This window comes from Vreelandella venusta (assembly GCF_015689495.1).
Taxonomy (GTDB): Bacteria; Pseudomonadota; Gammaproteobacteria; order Pseudomonadales; family Halomonadaceae; genus Vreelandella; species Vreelandella venusta.
Map to the genome: position 1 here is coordinate 3,932,737 of NZ_CP065135.1, position 17,523 is coordinate 3,950,259.

Sequence of the window (17,523 nt, forward strand, 5' to 3'; positions counted from 1 at the left end):
GGTGTGCCTAACAACAGCTCCTTACCCTTTTGTTTGAACCGGATCAAAGCCTCTAACGTCATACACTTAACCGAAGGGGCGCGCAAAGAAAGTAGCGATTAAGAGTTGCGTGACACAACGTAATAACGCTAGGCAACCAAGTAGTTAACTACCTATCACCTAGCGTTAGAAAACGCGGACGGCACCCGAATTCGAGGCGCGTTACCCTTGAGAAGCCGCTAGCGCTTGATCAATATCTGCTAACAGGTCGTCGATATGCTCAATGCCAATCGACAAGCGCACCATATCCGGCGTAACACCAGCGGCTTTTAACTCCTGCTCGTTTAACTGGCGGTGTGTGGTGGAGGCAGGAATGGAAGAGCAGCTTTTAGCATCACCGATATTAACCAAACGCAGAATCAGCGCCAGGGCATCGTAGAAACGCTCACCGGCAGCCTGCCCCCCCTCAATACCAAAGCTAAGAATTCCCGAGGCATGGCCGTTCATATAATGCTTGGCCAACGTATGGTCAGGGTGGTTTTCCAAGCCCGCGTAGTGCACCCATTTCACCAGCGGATGGTTTTCCAAATGCTTAGCAACGGCTAACGCATTGGCACAAATACGCTCAATACGCAGTGACAGCGTTTCCAGCCCCTGAAGCAGGTTCCAGGCCGCCTGGGCAGAAAGCGCCGCCCCCATATTGCGCAACGGCACCACGCGGGCACGGGCAATAAAGGCGGCGTCGCCCACATCGCGGGTATAGCTAACGCCGTGATAGGAGATGTCTGGCTCGTTAAGAAGCGGGAAACGGCTGGCATTTTCCGCCCAGGGGAATGTGCCTGAATCGACAATCACACCGCCCACCGTGGTGCCGTGGCCACCGATATATTTAGTGGCCGAGTGAACGACAATATCCGCTCCGTGCTCGATGGGACGACATAAAAACGGCGTGGCGGTGGTGTTATCAACAATCACCGGCACCCCATGGCGATGTGCCACGTCAGCTAGCTTTTGCAGATCTACTACACTACCGGATGGGTTACCGATACTCTCGCAAAACACCGCTTTTGTACGTTCATCAATTAGCGCTTCGATGCCGTCGATATCATCTTTATCGGCAAATCGCACTTGGATGCCTTGGCGTGGCAAAGTGTGGGCAAACAAGTTGTAAGTGCCGCCATACAGCTCACTAATCGAGACGATATTATCGCCTGCTTCAGCGATGGTTTGGATCGCATAGGTAATCGCCGCCATACCAGACGCCACTGCCAACCCTGCAATGCCACCTTCTAGCGCGGCCACCCGTTGCTCCAGCACCGCACAGGTTGGGTTCATAATGCGCGAGTAAATATTCCCTTCCACTTTTAGATCGAATAGATCCGCCGCGTGCTGGGCGCTATCAAATGAAAACGACGTGGTCTGGTGGATCGGCACAGCAACTGCGTTTTGTGAATCAGGCGCATAGCCATGGTGGAGGGCAATAGTTTCAGGTTTCATAACAACAGCTCGCTGATTGATGAAGGATCCCCTTGATCCTAAACAAGCGCCACGCTGAAGGCCAACGTCGTTTAGTCGAGGTAATCAGCCTGATATGCCAGATATCGCACTTATCTATCCCCATATCTATCTCCATACGTTGCTAGGAGTATAGAGCCACCGATTGATATACAGTATAATTAGCCTGGCACAAATAAGCGTTATGTTAGATTTACGACGTCCACCACTTATTCATACCTATCGACAAAGGAACTGGCGATGCAAACAACGCCCCTAGTACGTAAAACATCCTACACCTTAGGTTTCGCTGCGGTACTCACCCTCAGCGGCTGTCAATCAGGCGCGGATATAGGCGGCATGATCTCTGCGGGCACCGGCTTAGCAGGCGCTGCCACGATGAGCGACGAGCAGATGCAACAACTAGGCGATCAGACAATTGCCCAGCTTGATGCCGAAAACCAGCTTGTCGCTAGTGACAGCCAATATGCTGAGCGGCTGGCAAGCCTGACCCAGGGTTGGGAAAACATCGACGGAAACGACCTTGAGTACAATGTCTATCAGTTGGATGACATCAACGCTTTTGCGGTACCCAACGGCTCTATCCGGCTGCATACCGGCCTAATGGACGCAATGACAGACGACGAAGTACGTTACGTTATCGCCCATGAGATTGGCCACGTAGCATTGGGACACTCTAAGCGTGCTTTCCAAGTTGCTTACGCAGCATCGGCTGCCCGTGAAGCCGCCGCTGCTAGCGGAAGTAAGACTGCGGCAGCACTATCAAGCTCTCAACTTGGTGAGCTAGGCGAAAAGTTGGTGAATGCCCAGTTTTCCCAGCGTCAGGAAAATGAAGCTGATGACTACGCTGTTGAGCTGATGCAGCAGTACAACCTGAACGCTGAAGCCTCCCTAACTGCGCTACGCAAATTGGAAGCAGCATACGGCAACAACAGCAGCTTTTTCTCCAGCCACCCCGCCCCGGGTGAACGAGCCGAGCGCCTTGAAGCTACGCTAAACTAAGCGCAGCGTACTGCTTCACCACGTATTACTTCACCGTTCACTACTTTATTGCCTTGCCAAGTAAGCGCCTCTCGGCCTTGCTTGGCAAACGCATTGCCCTGTTCGCGACCATTGGCCCCTACCACCCGCTACCTAACACAAAGCAGTCGTTTGACCTCACGGGAACCACGTGACGTTTCGCCCGTTGCACCTCGTTTTTGCGTTAGTGACCAATCCTAGCCCCTCAAAAATCATTCTAAATAATAGAAAGGTTCAAGTATTTTTAATCAATTTTATAATTATGTTAGCCTGCTTACAATATATCTCGTCGTCGATATAGCGATGAACAATCATCGCAAATGTAGCGACTTTTTATTTAACGTGAGGTTAAAAGTTATGAAGTTAATCAATACAGTAGCCGCCGCCGCTCTAATTTTATTCTCTGGTGCAGCACTTGCCGAGCGCGGCTCCGATGAAGCCAATAAGATCTCCTACCCTGATTCATCAGCGCAACACCAAGCCGGCGAGAACACGTTCAGTGCTGCTGAGTTACCGATTAGAAATTCGAAGTAATCAGCAACCTTCCCAAATCAGGAATTTGCTAATGGGTGGGCCTTTTGGTCCACCTTTTTCATCGATGGAAAGAGCGGTGTATGAGTACTGATGCCCTCTGCATAGATGCAACTACTCGCTATCAATCTCTTGAGACTTGCTTTTAGGTCTTTAAGAAGCCCCCGTAAGTTAACTCCAATTCCCCACAAAGAAACGTCTCTTGTTGTTCGCCATTCGAACAAAATGTTATTTTCTCGCTTCGTATCCACATCGACGCAGCCGAGACACTCATGAGTAATGCCCTACCAGAAGATGCTTTAAAACCGACGGATCGTGATTTTGTGGCCGCGCTGGCCAGCGGGCTGGAAGTCGTGATGGCGTTTGATGAGACGCACACGCGGATGACGCTCAGCGAAGTCGCCGAGCGCACAGGCATGAACCGCGCGAAAGCACGGCGATTTTTACTGACGCTCCACGCCCTTGGCTATGTACGCAAACAGCAACGCTACTTCGAGCTAACCCCCAAAGTACTGCAGCTGGGCTACTCCTATTTAGCGTCTAATAATTACCGAGGCGTCATTCAGCAGTACCTGGAAGATATTACCCGCCAGTGTGGTGAGTCTTCATCGCTTGGAGTGCTCGATGGTGACGACGTTATCTATCTGGCCCGCTCAGCTGCTCCGCACCGCTTAATGGCAATCACGCTTTCCGTCGGCACCCGCCTACCAGCGGCATACACATCCATGGGTCGAGTGCTCCTTGCCCAGTTGCCGGATAGCGAGCTGGATAACTACCTGAGCCAGCTCACCTTAACGCGCTATACCGACAAAACTATTACCGATTGCGCATCACTAAAAGCGGCGATTCAGCAAGCGCGGGAACAGGGATATGCGATTACCGATCAGGAGTTGGATTCCGGCCTGCGTTCGATTGCTGTCCCCGTGTTTGATACCCATGGGAAACTGGTCGGCGCGATGAATATCAGTACCAATGCCGCCCGCGTGGATATGCCTACGTTGCTCGAAACTTACCGGCCGTTATTGATGGAAAAAGCTCAGCTCATTCGCCAATCGGTGAGTGTGTAACCAAAATGAATGCTTAAGATGGTTCAGGCTATGGTCAAACGGCAAGTCCTCGCCTCTGGATGTCTGGGAGGGCTTGCCTATTGCCTGTTGACATCAAGATGGTTGCAGAAGAGCCCAACCGGGGTCAGCGACATCAATATGCTAAACGTCGCTACACACGCTCTCAATTGTGACTCGATCAAGTAGTCACCCACTACTTAGCCGACACCTCTCCTGCACCACCAATATCCACGCATGAGTGACGCCAACGCTACCTTGGAAGCTGACACAGCTAACCTGCCTTCCCCGCCATCTCGCCACATTGACTAAAGAGAATGAAAACACTCCTCTACCAATGGGCGTATTGTCCTTAGTAGCACATCATTCCCATCAGCCGTTCTCCACCCTAGCTCAACCGAAAAATGGCCCAACGGCAGCGGACAGGGCAGCACCTTCAGTCCTGTCATGGCAGCAATTGAAACGGCCGCGTGTGCCGGTATGGTGGCAATCGCCGACGCCCCTTTCAGTAAGTAGGGCAAGGCAGCAAAATGTGTTGTGGCAGCAACGACACGGCGCGACAGCTCTCGCTCCGATAATGCTTCGTCGACGATACCCACAAAACCACCCGATGACACCAGGATATGCTCAGCGGAAACGAAGCCTTCGATATCTAGCACTGCTGTCGTCCAGTGTTCAGGATCCACCACACAGGCGTAACTCGCCTCACCGAGTAGACATCGGCTCAAGCCGCTTCTTGCCAATCCTCCTGAGCTAATCGCCAAGTCCAAGTTTCGTCCTGCCAGGGCATCAGCGACCACTTGGCTGTGAGCTTGCCGGAAAACCAGGCGTAAGCCGGGCATTGCGTGCGCCGCACGCTCAATCAGACGTGATCCAATAGCGATTTCAAAGTCATCGGAAAGACCAACTGTCACAGACCGACCCTCAAAACTGCGTCCTGATGGCGACACCATGGCAAGGCTTTGGCGGATTTTTTGCAGCGCCTCTGAAACAACGGGCTTCAACTGTTGAGCAAGCAGGGTCGGCGCCAGCCCGCGCCCGGTGCGCAGAAACAACGGATCACCATAAACGTCTCTCAAGCGCTTTAATGCCGCACTCACCGCCGATTGGGTCAACCCTAGCCGCGTTGCTGCGCGACTCGCACCGCCCTCTTCATAGAGTGCTTCAAATACCTTGAGTAAGTTCAGGTCCGTTTTTGCGATATCAACTTTATTCATAACAAACAGAAACAAGCCTATCTTCATTAATATCGCTATAGCTTATAGCATTTTTTGTTATCAACTTTTGACGCGTTTTTTCCAAAGGTACCCAGCATGACGCAAACGACCGTTGCCGCTCTCCAAATCGGCTCACTCCCCTCAGGCAAAGCCGCTACACTCGATCTCATCCTCTCCTATGAGTCTGCCATTATTGAAGCGGGTGCCACCTTAGTGGTGTTGCCCGAAGCCGTACTCGGTGGCTATCCCAAAGGGGAGATTTTCGGCACTCGACTTGGCTACCGGCTGCCCGAGGGCCGTGACGCTTTCGCTGCTTACTTTGCTAACGCAATTGATGTTCCTGGCCCTGAAACAGAAGCTCTTGCTGATCTCTCGGCGCGTACCGGGGCAACCCTCGTGGTAGGCGTTATTGAGCGTGATGGCAGCTCGCTCTACTGCTCAGCGCTATTCTTCGACCCTGAACAGGGGCTAATCGGCAAGCATCGCAAGCTGATGCCAACAGGCACAGAACGATTGATTTGGGCTCAAGGCGATGGCTCCACCCTAACCACTGTGAATACCCAAGCAGGGACTGCAGGTGCCGCTATCTGCTGGGAAAACCATATGCCGTTGCTGCGCACCGCTATGTACGCCAAGGGGGTTGAAATATGGTGCGCCCCCACAGTGGATGAACGCGATGTCTGGCAAGCATCCATGCGCCATATCGCCCACGAAGGGCGCTGTTTCGTCGTTAGCGCCTGTCAGATCCAACCCTCTCCCGCCGAGCTTGGCATTGAAGTAGCAGATTGGGACAGCAATCGCCCGCTGATTCGCGGCGGCAGCCTGATCGTTGGCCCGTTAGGAGACGTGCTTGCAGGACCGATGCGCGAACAGTCAGGCTTGCTAACAGCGCAGGTAGATACCGCCCAACTCGTTCAGGCACGCTATGACTTTGATGTTGTTGGGCATTACTCCCGCCCTGATGTATTCGAGCTAACCGTCGATGAGCGGCCAAAGCAGGGGGTCGTCTTTAATTGCTAACGGTCTGTGCCACTGGCAGACGTTACGTGGGTAAGATGAACTGCATCTATCCCAGGTAGCATTAGCCATTAAACGCACCGCCAGGACATATGCGTAGTGACGCTCAGCACTGACTGCCTAGTAATACTTAACAAATAGTTCGCAGAGTAAGTTTTATAGAGTTCTGAGTAAGTAGTCACTCAGAACTCTATGCATTTTAATTACTATTTGCTCGACGGCCCCAGGAAACGCGTTTCACTCACACGCGTTACCGAGGGTTCTTCCAGCGATGTAAAGCGCAGCTCGATGGGGTGGCTGGGTTGAGTCAAAACACCCTCATCGGCGCTGAGAGCAACCCGTAAGTGACGAGTCTCGTTAGCCTCTACGTCAATGGTTTCCATGCCTTGTAAGCGCAGCCCTGGCAAGCCGGATGCCGTTAACACATAGCGGTGAGGATCGGTATCTTGATTGCGCAGCGTTACGTTGTAGTAGTTGACGATGCGTCCACTTTCGGTGCCTTCAAACAACGCTTGGCGATCTCGCGCAATATCAACATCAATGGGCACACGGGTATTCAAGAAGCCAACGAGTAGCGCCACCATAGAAAGCAACGCCACAGCATAGGCGATCAGTTGAGGGCGCCAGAAACGGGTGCCCTTCCCCTCCAGCGCGCGCTCCGTGGTATAGCGTACGAGGCCAAGCGGTTTATTAAGCCGGGCCATGACGCTGTCACAAGCATCAATACACGCGGCACAGCCAATGCACTCGTACTGCAGTCCATCACGAATATCGATACCTGTTGGGCATACCTGAACACACAGCTCACAATCGATGCAGTCACCAACACTGGATGCCTTAGCAGCTTTTTGATGATGGTTACGGCGAGGCTCACCACGCGCAGCATCATAAGAAACAATCAGTGTATTAGCATCGAACATTGCCGACTGAAAACGCGAGTAAGGACACATATGGAGGCATACTTGGTGGCGTAGCCAACCCGCATTCAGGTACGTAAAAACCGTGAAGAAGCCGATCCAAAATAGCGCCCAGGGGTGCGCATTCAAGCTGACAAAGTCCACCACTAACGCTCTAATCGGCGTGAAGTAACCGACAAAGGCGATCCCCGTTGCCAGCGCGATTAGCAGCCAAGCCGCATGTTTAGCGGTTTTGCGCCACAGCGTGTCAAAAGTGCGGGATGCGTTATCACGACGTATACGACGGTGCCGAGGTCCTTCCAAGCGATGCTCAAACCAGATAAACAGCAAAGTCCAAACGCTTTGCGGGCAGCTATAGCCACACCACACGCGCCCCGCCGCCACCGTAATTAAAAATAGGCCAAATGCGCACAGCACCAAGATCCAGGTGAGCAAGATAAAGTCTTGTGGATAAAACGTCGCCGCAAAAATATGAAACTCTTGGGCAGCAAGATCAAACCATACCAGCGGCCGGTCCCCCCAATTAATCCATGGCAAGCCAAAATACAGCGCCATTAACAACCAGTTTGAGTAACGCCGGATGCGTTGAAAGAAACCGCCAATTTCTCGCACATAAATATGCCCAAGCTTGGATGGCTTATTACTGGGTGGCTTGTTACTAGCAGGCTGATGACGGGAATCATTGGCAGAAGGCGAGTGGTATTCAACCGCTGCCTCAGTGGTTAAATTTTGCAGTGGAATGCGTTGCGTCATACCGATATCCAGAAAAGAGGGGTGGAGGTCATACGGTCGAGGGGCGTCGCCGATTATTAACCACTACTATCCCCACTATACTGACTAGCAAACAGGCGCAGTTTTAGAGAAATATTGCATATCAGTTGCGTCGAAACAGTTCATTAATTCACTTTCTGATATGCTTTTTATTAATCGATTTGATCCTGTTTTAAATTTCCCACATACATCACAGTGGCATTTCCCTAAAGCAGAGAGTTTCACTTGTGCCACTTAAAACTGTGATGGAGTATCCTGGGGCTATCCTCAACGCACCGACGGTTTATCCCATGAAACGTTACGAACAATTTGCCGATGAGATCGCCACGTTGATTCGTCAGGGCGTGCTTGGCCCTGGGGAGCGAATTCCGTCGGTTCGCCAGGCCAGTCGTCACCATGGGATCAGCCCATCCACAGTGTTTCAGGCGTACTACTTACTCGAAAACCGCGGTCTCATCACCGCACGAGCACGTTCAGGCTATTTTGTGCGTGAACATGCTCGGCGCTTGCTGGGCGAGCCACGTGTGACGCTGCAGCCCACCGACCCCGCGGAAGTAGAAGTCAGTGAGCTAGTGTTCTCGGTGCTCGATTCACTACAAGATGATCGAACGGTGCCTTTTGGGTCGGCCTTCCCAAGCCCTGAACTTTTTCCACTTTCGCGGCTGAGCACCAGCATGACACGTGGCCTGCGCGAGCTTTCTCCTCAGCAGGTCGTCGCCGACATGACCACAGGGCATGTCGACCTGTGCCGACAAATCGCCCTGCGCTACATGCTGGGGGGCATTCAGCTTCCAATGGAAGAGCTGGTGATTACCAATGGTGCGATGGAAGCGCTCAACTTAGCCCTGCAGTGCGTGACCCAACCTGGCGATTTGGTGGCCGTTGAGTCCCCGGCGTTTTATGCCAGCCTGCAAGTATTGGAGCGGCTAAAACTGCGTGCAGTGGAGATTCCAGTGCATCCGCGCGAGGGTATCGACCTTGATGTGTTAGCAGAGCGATTGGCGTCGCTACCTATTAAAGCCTGCTGGTTTATGAGTCATCTGCAAAACCCGCTCGGCGCCAGCCTAAGCAATGAACGCAAGCAGACCCTTTACCAACTATTAAAGCAGCACCAAGTCCCTATGCTAGAGGATGACGTGTATGCCGAGCTTTACTTTGGCAGCACGCCACCTGCCCCAGTGAAGGCGTTTGATGATGAGGGGTTAGTGATTCACTGCAGCTCTTTCTCGAAGTGTTTGGCGCCTGGCTATCGCGTTGGCTGGGTAGCCGGGGGGCGCTACGCCGAAGCTATTTCAAGACTGAAATTAATGACGACTATTTCGCCTTCCATTCCCGCGCAGGCAGCCATTGCCGACTATTTACAGCACGGCGGCTATGACCGTCACTTACGTAAGCTCCGCCACGCTCTAGAAGCCCAACAAGGTAGTATGCTGGCGTCTGCAGACCGCTACTTTCCCACCCAAACGCGCATTACCCGCCCTGATGGCGGCTACTTTTTATGGGTAGAGTTTCCTGAAAAAGTTGACTCACTACGCTTATTCAACATGGCGCTCGACCACGGTGTTAGCTTAGCACCAGGCCCCATTTTTTCTGCAACCCAGCAGTTCCGACACTGTGTACGCTTAAGCTATGGCCACCCGTGGACAGCACGCAGCGAGCGGGGCATGGAAACCCTGGGGCAGTTATTAACTCTGTTTTAACAACGCGGTTCTAGCAGCCCTTCGCCACCTCGTTGCTGTTATGTTGCTTACCTCCCAACACCTCTCAACTGATATGGTTTTTTAATAAAAATCTGAGTCTGTTATGAAATACAGCAGACAATAGACTACTCCGATGAAGCCACACAGCGGCTATACCGGCCCACTTGAGTTAAAGAGGGTGGCTGTCACCGGAGGAAGCACCATGTTCGGAATTGAGGCCGTTGACCTGGCCAGAATTCAGTTTGCCTTTACGATTTCCTTTCATATTATCTTTCCCGCCATCACCATCGGGCTAGCCAGCTACTTAGCGGTATTAGAGGGTCTCTGGCTTAAAACCCAACGGGATACCTATCGCCTTCTTTACCATTTCTGGTCAAAAATATTCGCCGTTAATTTTGCGATGGGGGTGGTATCCGGCATTGTGATGGCGTACCAGTTTGGGACCCACTGGAGCGGCTTTTCCGCCTTTGCAGGCAGCGTCACAGGGCCCTTGCTCACCTATGAAGTGCTTACCGCCTTCTTCCTTGAAGCCGGGTTTTTAGGGGTAATGCTATTTGGCTGGGAACGTGTCGGCCGAGGCTTACACTTTTTCGCTACCTGTATGGTTGCACTCGGCACCATCGTATCGATGTTTTGGATTCTCTCCTCCAACAGCTGGATGCAGACTCCCCAAGGGCACGAAATTGTTAATGGCGCGGTGATTCCAGTTGACTGGATAAAGATTGTCTTTAACCCCTCGTTCCCCTATCGACTTGCCCATATGGCACTAGCCGCCTTTTTGAGTACAGCCTTATTCGTCGCCGCCTCTGGCGCTTGGTTGCTGCTACGGGGTAAGCAGTCTGCCGAGGTACGGACGATGCTTTCCATGGCACTCATTATGCTGGCAATCACCGCTCCGCTGCAGGCTGTGGTAGGAGACTTTCATGGCCTCAATACGCTTAAACATCAGCCTGCCAAAATCGCCGCTATCGAAGGGCATTGGGATAACAGCAGCGGCGAGCCCACCCCACTCATTCTATTCGGCTGGCCCGATATGGCGCGCGAAGAAACCCGTTTCAAACTGGAGATCCCCGTGCTGGGAAGCCTGCTGTTAAAACATAGTTTGACCGAGCAGGTGCCCGCCCTTAAAGAGTTCGCCCCACAAGACAGACCCAATTCGACCATCGTGTTTTGGAGCTTTCGCTTGATGGTGGGGCTGGGGGTGTTAATGATTTTGCTTGCCATCGTGGGCAACATCCTGCGCCTCAAAGGTCAACTTTATGGCTCCCATAAATTTCTTATCTGCACCCTATGCATGGGGCCAGCAGGTCTGGTGGCGCTGCTAGCGGGCTGGTTTACCACAGAAGTAGGCCGACAACCCTGGGTAGTTTACGGGTTATTAAGAACCACCGATGCAGCGTCAGCGCACAGTGCTGTTCACCTCAGCATTAGCTTAACTATTTTTGTGGTGGTGTATCTGGCGGTTTTTGGCACCGGCGTTGTGTACATGATGCACTTGGTAAACAAAGGCCCAAGCGAGCCCTCCACACCTGCGCTAGGCGGCCCAGGCCATCATCGCACGCCTGCTCGTCCTCTCTCGGCGGCCAATGAAACGCTGAGCACAACTCACTAATTAGAACGGGGTGCACTATGGGAATTGATCTATCACTTGCCTGGGCCATTATCATTCTGTTTGGGTTGATGATGTATGTGGTCATGGATGGGTTTGACTTGGGCATTGGCTTGCTCTTTCTGCATGTTCATAACGAGCAAGACCGAGACATTATGATGAACACTGTTGCGCCGGTGTGGGACGGTAACGAAACGTGGTTGGTGCTAGGTGGAGCAGGGTTGTTTGCTGCGTTCCCCCTCGCCTACGCAGTCGTGTTGGAAGCGCTGGCTATTCCGCTGATCGTGATGCTGCTAGGGCTGATTTTTCGCGGCGTCGCCTTTGAGTTTCGCTTCAAGGCCTCCCCCGAGCGACGGCATGTATGGGATAAAGCTTTCATTGGCGGCTCGCTGCTGGCAACGGCAGCCCAGGGCATTGCATTGGGTGCTTATATTCAAGGTATCGCTTTCGACGGCGCTCACTACAGCGGAGGTGCGCTGGATTGGCTAACGCCATTCTCGCTATTTTGCGGTATCGGCTTGCTGTTTGCTTATGCTCTGCTTGGCAGCACTTGGCTGATTATGAAAACTGAAGGGCTCTTGCAACAACGGATGTACCAGATCACCAAACCGTTAATCATCGGGCTACTCATAATGATCGCCCTGATAAGCGTATGGACACCGCTGGCCTATCCAAACATTGCGTCACGCTGGTTTTCGTTACCCAACCTACTGTGGTTCTTACCGGTGCCGCTATTAGTAGCTATCACCGGCTGGTGGCTGTGGCGTGCCATTACTTATCAGCGCAACGCGCTTCCCTTTATTTTGGTACTGGGGCTGGTTTTTCTAGGCTATAGCGGTTTGGGCATTAGCTTGTGGCCAACCATTATTCCGCCGAATGCATCTATCTGGCAGGTTGCCGCTCCGCCCCAAAGCCAAGGCTTTGCCTTAGTGGGAACACTGTTTATTTTACCAATTATTTTGATGTACACCGCATGGAGCTACTACGTCTTCCGCGGCAAAGTGAAGCCAGGTGATGCCTACCATTGAACAAGCTGATGTTGATCAACGTACTGGTATTAAGGAACGTACAGGAGCAATGCAATGAAATCACTCGCTAAGCGTTTAGGCTGGTTAATGACCCTTTGGTTGTCGAGTGTTGGTGTTCTGTTACTGCTTTCACTGGGAATTAAGCTCATGATGGGGCTAGTGGGCTTAACCAGCTAAACGACTGACTTTGTCTGGTCAACGTATTAGGCATGGGGTCATAGGTTATGAATGCTCTATGGCAACGTGCCTGCCACTGAACAATATTCACCGCTGTACAAAATCCGACGTTGTTGATACCGCCGAAAAATCGCGCAGCTCCCTTACTCTTTCACGCCTCCAACTCCCCACTCGCCTTCATCAAGACCAAAGTATAAGAATTATAATTATCAAAAATTGATAACTTTTTTTTCCTTTTCTTATTTTACTGCGTATCGTTTATCAAAATTTGAGGTAATTTCGATGGGGCCATCCGACCGCATGCTGGCGCTGCTGTGCTGCCTAGCCAATCAAGGAGAAGCAATGACGGTGAAGTCGCTGGCCGAGCTAACCGCTCAGCCAGTCTCGACTGCATACCGCCACCTGCGCCAACTTTTGGCCTGGGGCCTAGTCAGCGAGCGCGAGGGTGGCACCTATGCGCCAGGCCCGCAGGCGGTGCGTCTGCACCAAGGTTTCGAACACCACAACGAACTGCTTCGCTGGGCTCGCCCGGTGCTGATCGAGTTGACTGAGACCACCCAGGAGAGCTCAGCGCTGCTGATAGCAGTACGTGACCACGCCCTCTGCGTAGAGATGATCGATAGCCCACAGCCGCTGCGCTGCTGCTACCACCGGGGCCAAGTGCAACCGTTACTCAAGGGTGCCAGCGCTCGGGCGCTGTTGGCCTGGATGAGCGAAGAAGAGCGTCAAATGGCACTGATGCTTCGCTCGGCGGCGGAGCGGGACGATGCCCTGATCGGCCTTGAGGCTATTCGCCAGCAGGGCGTAGCGATCAGTCTGGGCGAAATAGATCAAGGGGTGTGGGGTGCCAGCGCGCCAGTGTTCAACGGCCGCGGTCGCCTTAAGGCTGTGATCAGTGTGATGGCCCCCAGCGCCCGGGCTCAAGACCGAGCCGAGGCCCTGAGCGAGGCCACGCGCCTCAGTGCACAACGATTAGGAGAACTCCTGCAGTGACACAAGCAGATAATGAGGCGGCGCTGATGGCGCCCTGGCAAGGCCGGGTCGATAACACGGAGACAGGTGACGCACGGCGCTGGCATCAGGTGATGCGTCCGGTTTCTCAGGCCAAGGCGCCGGGGCGCGCTTTGTTAGGTTTTTGCTCTGATGCCGGCGTCGCCCGCAACCAAGGACGGACGGGGGCCAGTGAAGGTCCTCTGGCGCTGCGTCGCCAGCTAGCTAACCAGGCGTATCACCTAACGGCACCGCTGTATGATGCCGGCGATGTGGTCTGCCAAGGCGACAACCTAGAGAGCGCCCAGCAAGCCTTCGCCGGGCAGGTGTCCGAACTGCTCGAACAGGGGCATCGGGTTATCGGCTTAGGCGGCGGCCACGAGATCGCCTTCGCTAGCTTTTCGGGGCTGCTGGCTCACGCCCAACGTCAGGCGACGATGCCGCGCCTAGGCATTCTCAACCTGGATGCCCATCTTGACCTACGCCAGGCCGAGCGCGCCAGCTCCGGCACGCCCTTTCGGCAGTGCGCCGAGCTGTGCCAAGAGGCGGGCATCGACTTCCACTACACCTGCCTTGGCGTGAGTCGTGGCGGCAATACACCAGCGCTTTTCGCCCGCGCCGAGTCGCTGGGAGTGGAGTGGGTGCTCGATGATCAGTGTCGCTCGCTGGATAGCCCCGCGCTAAAAGCAGCTCTGGAGCGGCTGCTGGCACGGGTTGACTGGCTCTACCTCACTATCTGCTTAGACGCCCTACCCGCCTGGATTGCCCCGGGTGTCAGCGCGCCTTCCGCCCGGGGCATCGAGCTGTCCCTGGTTGAGGATGTTATTGATCACCTAGCCTCACGCGTTGCGCTGCCAGTGGTAGACGTAGCCGAGTTCAATCCAAGCCTGGATATAGACGCGCGAACGGCCCGTGTGGCGGCCCGTCTGGTCGAGCGCCTGGCACGCTAGCCAACGATTAACCGGTCATCAACGGCCACCCCTATCCGGCCGCCCTGAGCGGCACATAACAACTCATGGAGCATCAACATGCACTTTACTCTGGATGCCGTGTCCACCACGGCACTGGCGCTGATATTGCTTGCATTTGGCGCCGGGCTTAAGCGCCGGCTCAACTGGCTGGAACACTTCTGCGTCCCCACCCCAGTGATCGGCGGTTTCGGCTTCGCTCTGCTGGCTTGGCTGCTGCGCGATCTTGGCTTGGTTACCTTCGAACTCAACACGGCGATGCAGAGCCCATTGATGATCGCCTTCTTCACCACCGTCGGCCTGGGCGGAAGCCTGGCGCTGCTCAAAAAAGGTGGCAAGGCGCTGGGTATCTATCTAGTGGCCTGCTGGCTGTTGGCGCTGATGCAGAACGGCGTGGGCATTGGCATGGCCAGCCTGCTAGGCCTCGACCCGCTGATCGGCCTAATGGCCGGAGCCACCTCTTTAGAGGGTGGCTTCGGCGCAGCAGCGGCCTTTGGCCCCGAGGCAGAAGCCCTAGGCGCCCAGGGCGCCACTACTGCCGCTATTGCCTCTGCCACCTTCGGCATGATTGTCGGCGGTGTGATCGGCGCGCCCATCGCCCGTTGGATCATCGACCGTCGGCAGATCCCGGTTGTCGCCGAGGACGTACATGACCTGGAGAGACTGCAAGCCGAGGAGCGCCCCACTCTAGCGCCCATCGACAGCCGCACCCTGCTGCGCGTGCTGGCCGTCATAGTCCCGATCATGGTGCTGGGCGTGTGGTTCAAAGAGGCTCTGTCGACCCATCTGGGGATCATCCTACCGAGCTATGTGGGCGCCATGTTTGTCGCCATCCTGCTACGCAATCTTAATGATCGCTTCGACTGGGTCAGCATGCCGGACAACGCCCTCTCTACTCTGGGCGACGTGGCCTTGGGTGTGTTCCTGACCATGGCAATGATGAATCTCAAGATCTGGCAGCTCCAGGAGATGGGCGGCTCACTGCTGTTGATCCTGCTGGTGCAAACCCTGGCCATCGTCTTACTGGCCGTGGTGGTGATGTTCCGTCTGCTAGGCCGTAACTACGACGCCGCAGTGCTTACCGCGGGCTTTATTGGCCACGGCCTAGGCGCGACGCCCAATGCGGTGGCAAATATGAGTGCGGTGTGCGAGCACTATCGCGTGGTGTCGCATAAGGCCTTCATCATCGTCCCGCTGTGCGGCGCCGTGCTGATCGATATTGTCGCCATCCCCGCCATTACTTGGTGCCTGAACGCCTTCGCCTGATCGCTGTTCGTCCGACAACGCTAGCCTCTGAGTTCAGCTGGCGTTGTCGTTTTTTGTCGCCGATGCCGCTAGTTGTCCGTTGCCTGTAGCCGCCCCTGTGCTACCGGTGATGGCAAACCCTCGCGGCAAATTGCGCCCCCCCTGGCATCTCCAACGTCTCGCTAGCTTTCGACCGTATAACGCCAAACAGCAGCGCATTAGGACACGTTATCCTCTTTAATAACGGGCTCTTCAAAGGGTTCGCCATTCTCATCCAGCAGCTGATGGTCGTACGCCGCCTGGAGACCCGTTTCTTCAGCAGCGGGCAGCTCTTCTTGCAGTGGTTCTTCTTCCACGGATTCTTCCACCAAGTCTGCCCAGTAATCAATGTGGCCGGGATAAGCTGGCGATGTAATCGCCACCACAATGCCGACAACCGAAAATAGCGAAAATGCATAGGCATAACCAAAACCGTCCACCAGCATACCGACAACCGGCGAGCCTACTGCCTGCCCAAGCGCACAGGCCATAAAAGGTAAGACGGGCCCCATGGAAAGCCGCCCTGGCAATAGCCGAATGCCCGTCATCAGATACAGTCCCGTTAAGCTCATGTAAGCAAGCCCAAATACCATGGCGGAAAATATCGCCAATGCTAACTGGCTGGGACTGGCAGCAAGCAATGCCAAGCTTGAAGACAGCATCATTAGCATGAGTGCCTGCGTAATAGGAGGATTATTACGGTCAGCCAAATCACTCACTACGGCACCTCCAAGCCCAGCAACGCCTACGGCAAACCAAAGCCAACCGACTTGATGAGCAGGTAATCCACCAAGGGTAACGGCCAAATCAGGCGCAAAAAGCCAGAACGGCGAAGATACAAACCCCATCGCGAAAGCAAAGAGCGATAGTCGGGTAAGGCGCGACCACTGTAGCCGCGTGATTGGCGGTGGCGGTGCCGCATTGGCTGGCACAACCCGAGAGACCGAAGGAATAAAGTACCAGGCAGCAATCACCCCTAAACCTGCCAAAACAGCAAAGCTAGTGTAGGTAAAGCGCCACGCATCGGCCAGGAACACGACCGTCGGCACTGCTACGATAATGCCAATACTGGTGCCAGCATTCATGATAGAACTAACGCGGCCATGCATTGTTCGGCTCACCAATGCCTGCATAGCAGCCGTCAGAGCGGGCATCATCAAGCCAGTACAAATGCCGCAGACAAACACGCCTACGCCGAGTGAGAAAGCACCAGACGACTGGCTGATAAAGACCAGCCCGGCCACACCGAATCCACCGGATAGCACTGCTAAATTACGCGCACCAAGCCGATCGGCTGCAAGCGGTGCAAACAACGTCGCCAAGACAAAACTAATAAACGGCAGTGCCCCGATAATGCCAACTAAGTACGCTGTCAGCTCTAGCTCGGCGCTAATAGAAGGTACAAACAAACCAAACGCAAAGCGCGCAAGTCCATAACTAATCGCGACCAGCGCTGCACCAAATAAGGCAAACCCCATGTTCGACAAGGTCTTCATACCGAGCACTCCACGGCCGTGTGTGTCTTGTGCATTAAGCTGATCTATCAACTGCGCCACCAATAGCCTACTTCGCTGGGTGATTGCAATCTCCTGCTGTGCGGCTGCCGCAAAGAGGTATGATCTAGTCGATATACAGAGTGCTTAAGTTAAAAATAAGCATGAAAGAAGGCGACACTGACAATCTCACCGCCAGCTGCCAAGGGGGTTGATAACATCGTTAAGAAGTCGCTTCGGTTG

General features: G+C 54.1%; 15 protein-coding genes. 11 read left to right on the forward strand and 4 right to left on the reverse strand.

The genetic code is table 11. From position 1 onward, the window contains the following. Positions 1 to 201: 201 nt before the first annotated feature. The gene (locus IR195_RS18265; protein ID WP_206048257.1) at positions 202 to 1,476 is read right to left on the reverse strand and encodes an O-acetylhomoserine aminocarboxypropyltransferase/cysteine synthase family protein; all 1,275 of its coding nucleotides are present in this window, start codon (positions 1,474 to 1,476) and stop codon (positions 202 to 204) included. A gap of 258 nt (positions 1,477 to 1,734) precedes the next feature. Here IR195_RS18265 and IR195_RS18270 point away from each other — a divergent pair, with 258 nt between their 5' ends. The 3 genes from IR195_RS18270 to IR195_RS18280 all read left to right on the forward strand — a co-directional run bounded on the left by IR195_RS18270 (position 1,735) and on the right by IR195_RS18280 (position 4,112). After that, on the forward strand, positions 1,735 to 2,496 hold the full coding sequence (locus IR195_RS18270; RefSeq protein WP_125752216.1) for a M48 family metalloprotease: 762 nt from the start codon (positions 1,735 to 1,737) through the stop codon (positions 2,494 to 2,496). A 375-nt stretch (positions 2,497 to 2,871) separates the two neighbouring features. Beyond that, positions 2,872 to 3,048 carry a hypothetical protein gene (locus IR195_RS18275; protein WP_164517114.1) on the forward strand — a complete coding sequence of 59 codons (177 nt, stop codon included), beginning with the start codon at positions 2,872 to 2,874 and terminating at the stop codon, positions 3,046 to 3,048. 269 nt (positions 3,049 to 3,317) lie between these two features. Continuing rightward, on the forward strand, positions 3,318 to 4,112 hold the full coding sequence (locus IR195_RS18280) for an IclR family transcriptional regulator domain-containing protein (protein WP_125752219.1): 795 nt from the start codon (positions 3,318 to 3,320) through the stop codon (positions 4,110 to 4,112). Positions 4,113 to 4,417: 305 nt separating this feature from the next. Here the strand turns inward: IR195_RS18280 and IR195_RS18285 are convergent, their stop codons facing one another. Further along, positions 4,418 to 5,341: a LysR family transcriptional regulator gene (locus IR195_RS18285; protein WP_206048258.1), complete on the reverse strand. Its 924-nt coding sequence runs from the start codon at positions 5,339 to 5,341 to the stop codon at positions 4,418 to 4,420. Positions 5,342 to 5,422: 81 nt separating this feature from the next. On the opposite strand from IR195_RS18285, the gene IR195_RS18290 reads away from it, so the two are divergent. Then, a complete protein-coding gene (locus IR195_RS18290) occupies positions 5,423 to 6,346 on the forward strand; it encodes a carbon-nitrogen hydrolase family protein (RefSeq protein ID WP_206048259.1) in 924 nt (307 codons plus the stop codon). A 203-nt stretch (positions 6,347 to 6,549) separates the two neighbouring features. Here the strand turns inward: IR195_RS18290 and ccoG are convergent, their stop codons facing one another. Next, positions 6,550 to 8,013, reverse strand: a complete 1,464-nt coding sequence (gene ccoG / locus IR195_RS18295; protein ID WP_206048260.1) for a cytochrome c oxidase accessory protein CcoG — start codon at positions 8,011 to 8,013, stop codon at positions 6,550 to 6,552. A gap of 308 nt (positions 8,014 to 8,321) precedes the next feature. Between ccoG and mapR the strand changes: the two genes are divergently transcribed. The 7 genes from mapR to gltS all read left to right on the forward strand — a co-directional run bounded on the left by mapR (position 8,322) and on the right by gltS (position 15,769). After that, positions 8,322 to 9,731: a GntR family transcriptional regulator MpaR gene (gene mapR / locus IR195_RS18300; RefSeq protein WP_038486353.1), complete on the forward strand. Its 1,410-nt coding sequence runs from the start codon at positions 8,322 to 8,324 to the stop codon at positions 9,729 to 9,731. A 202-nt stretch (positions 9,732 to 9,933) separates the two neighbouring features. Then, entirely contained in the window at positions 9,934 to 11,343 is a 1,410-nt protein-coding gene (locus IR195_RS18305) for a cytochrome ubiquinol oxidase subunit I (protein WP_206048261.1), read from the forward strand. Positions 11,344 to 11,360: 17 nt separating this feature from the next. After that, positions 11,361 to 12,368: a cytochrome d ubiquinol oxidase subunit II gene (gene cydB, locus IR195_RS18310; protein WP_125752269.1), complete on the forward strand. Its 1,008-nt coding sequence runs from the start codon at positions 11,361 to 11,363 to the stop codon at positions 12,366 to 12,368. 54 nt (positions 12,369 to 12,422) lie between these two features. Further along, positions 12,423 to 12,545: a DUF2474 family protein gene (locus IR195_RS18315; protein WP_089040505.1), complete on the forward strand. Its 123-nt coding sequence runs from the start codon at positions 12,423 to 12,425 to the stop codon at positions 12,543 to 12,545. A gap of 282 nt (positions 12,546 to 12,827) precedes the next feature. Then, the gene (locus tag IR195_RS18320; protein ID WP_125752272.1) at positions 12,828 to 13,538 is read left to right on the forward strand and encodes an IclR family transcriptional regulator; all 711 of its coding nucleotides are present in this window, start codon (positions 12,828 to 12,830) and stop codon (positions 13,536 to 13,538) included. Further along, entirely contained in the window at positions 13,535 to 14,485 is a 951-nt protein-coding gene (hutG, locus tag IR195_RS18325; RefSeq protein ID WP_241006759.1) for a formimidoylglutamase, read from the forward strand. The genes IR195_RS18320 and hutG overlap by 4 nt, the downstream gene beginning before the upstream one ends. Before the next feature lie 78 nt (positions 14,486 to 14,563). After that, on the forward strand, positions 14,564 to 15,769 hold the full coding sequence (gene gltS, locus IR195_RS18330; RefSeq protein WP_206048262.1) for a sodium/glutamate symporter: 1,206 nt from the start codon (positions 14,564 to 14,566) through the stop codon (positions 15,767 to 15,769). Between the two features lie 197 nt (positions 15,770 to 15,966). Here the strand turns inward: gltS and IR195_RS18335 are convergent, their stop codons facing one another. After that, positions 15,967 to 17,283: an MFS transporter gene (locus tag IR195_RS18335; RefSeq protein ID WP_206048263.1), complete on the reverse strand. Its 1,317-nt coding sequence runs from the start codon at positions 17,281 to 17,283 to the stop codon at positions 15,967 to 15,969. Positions 17,284 to 17,523: the final 240 nt, after the last annotated feature.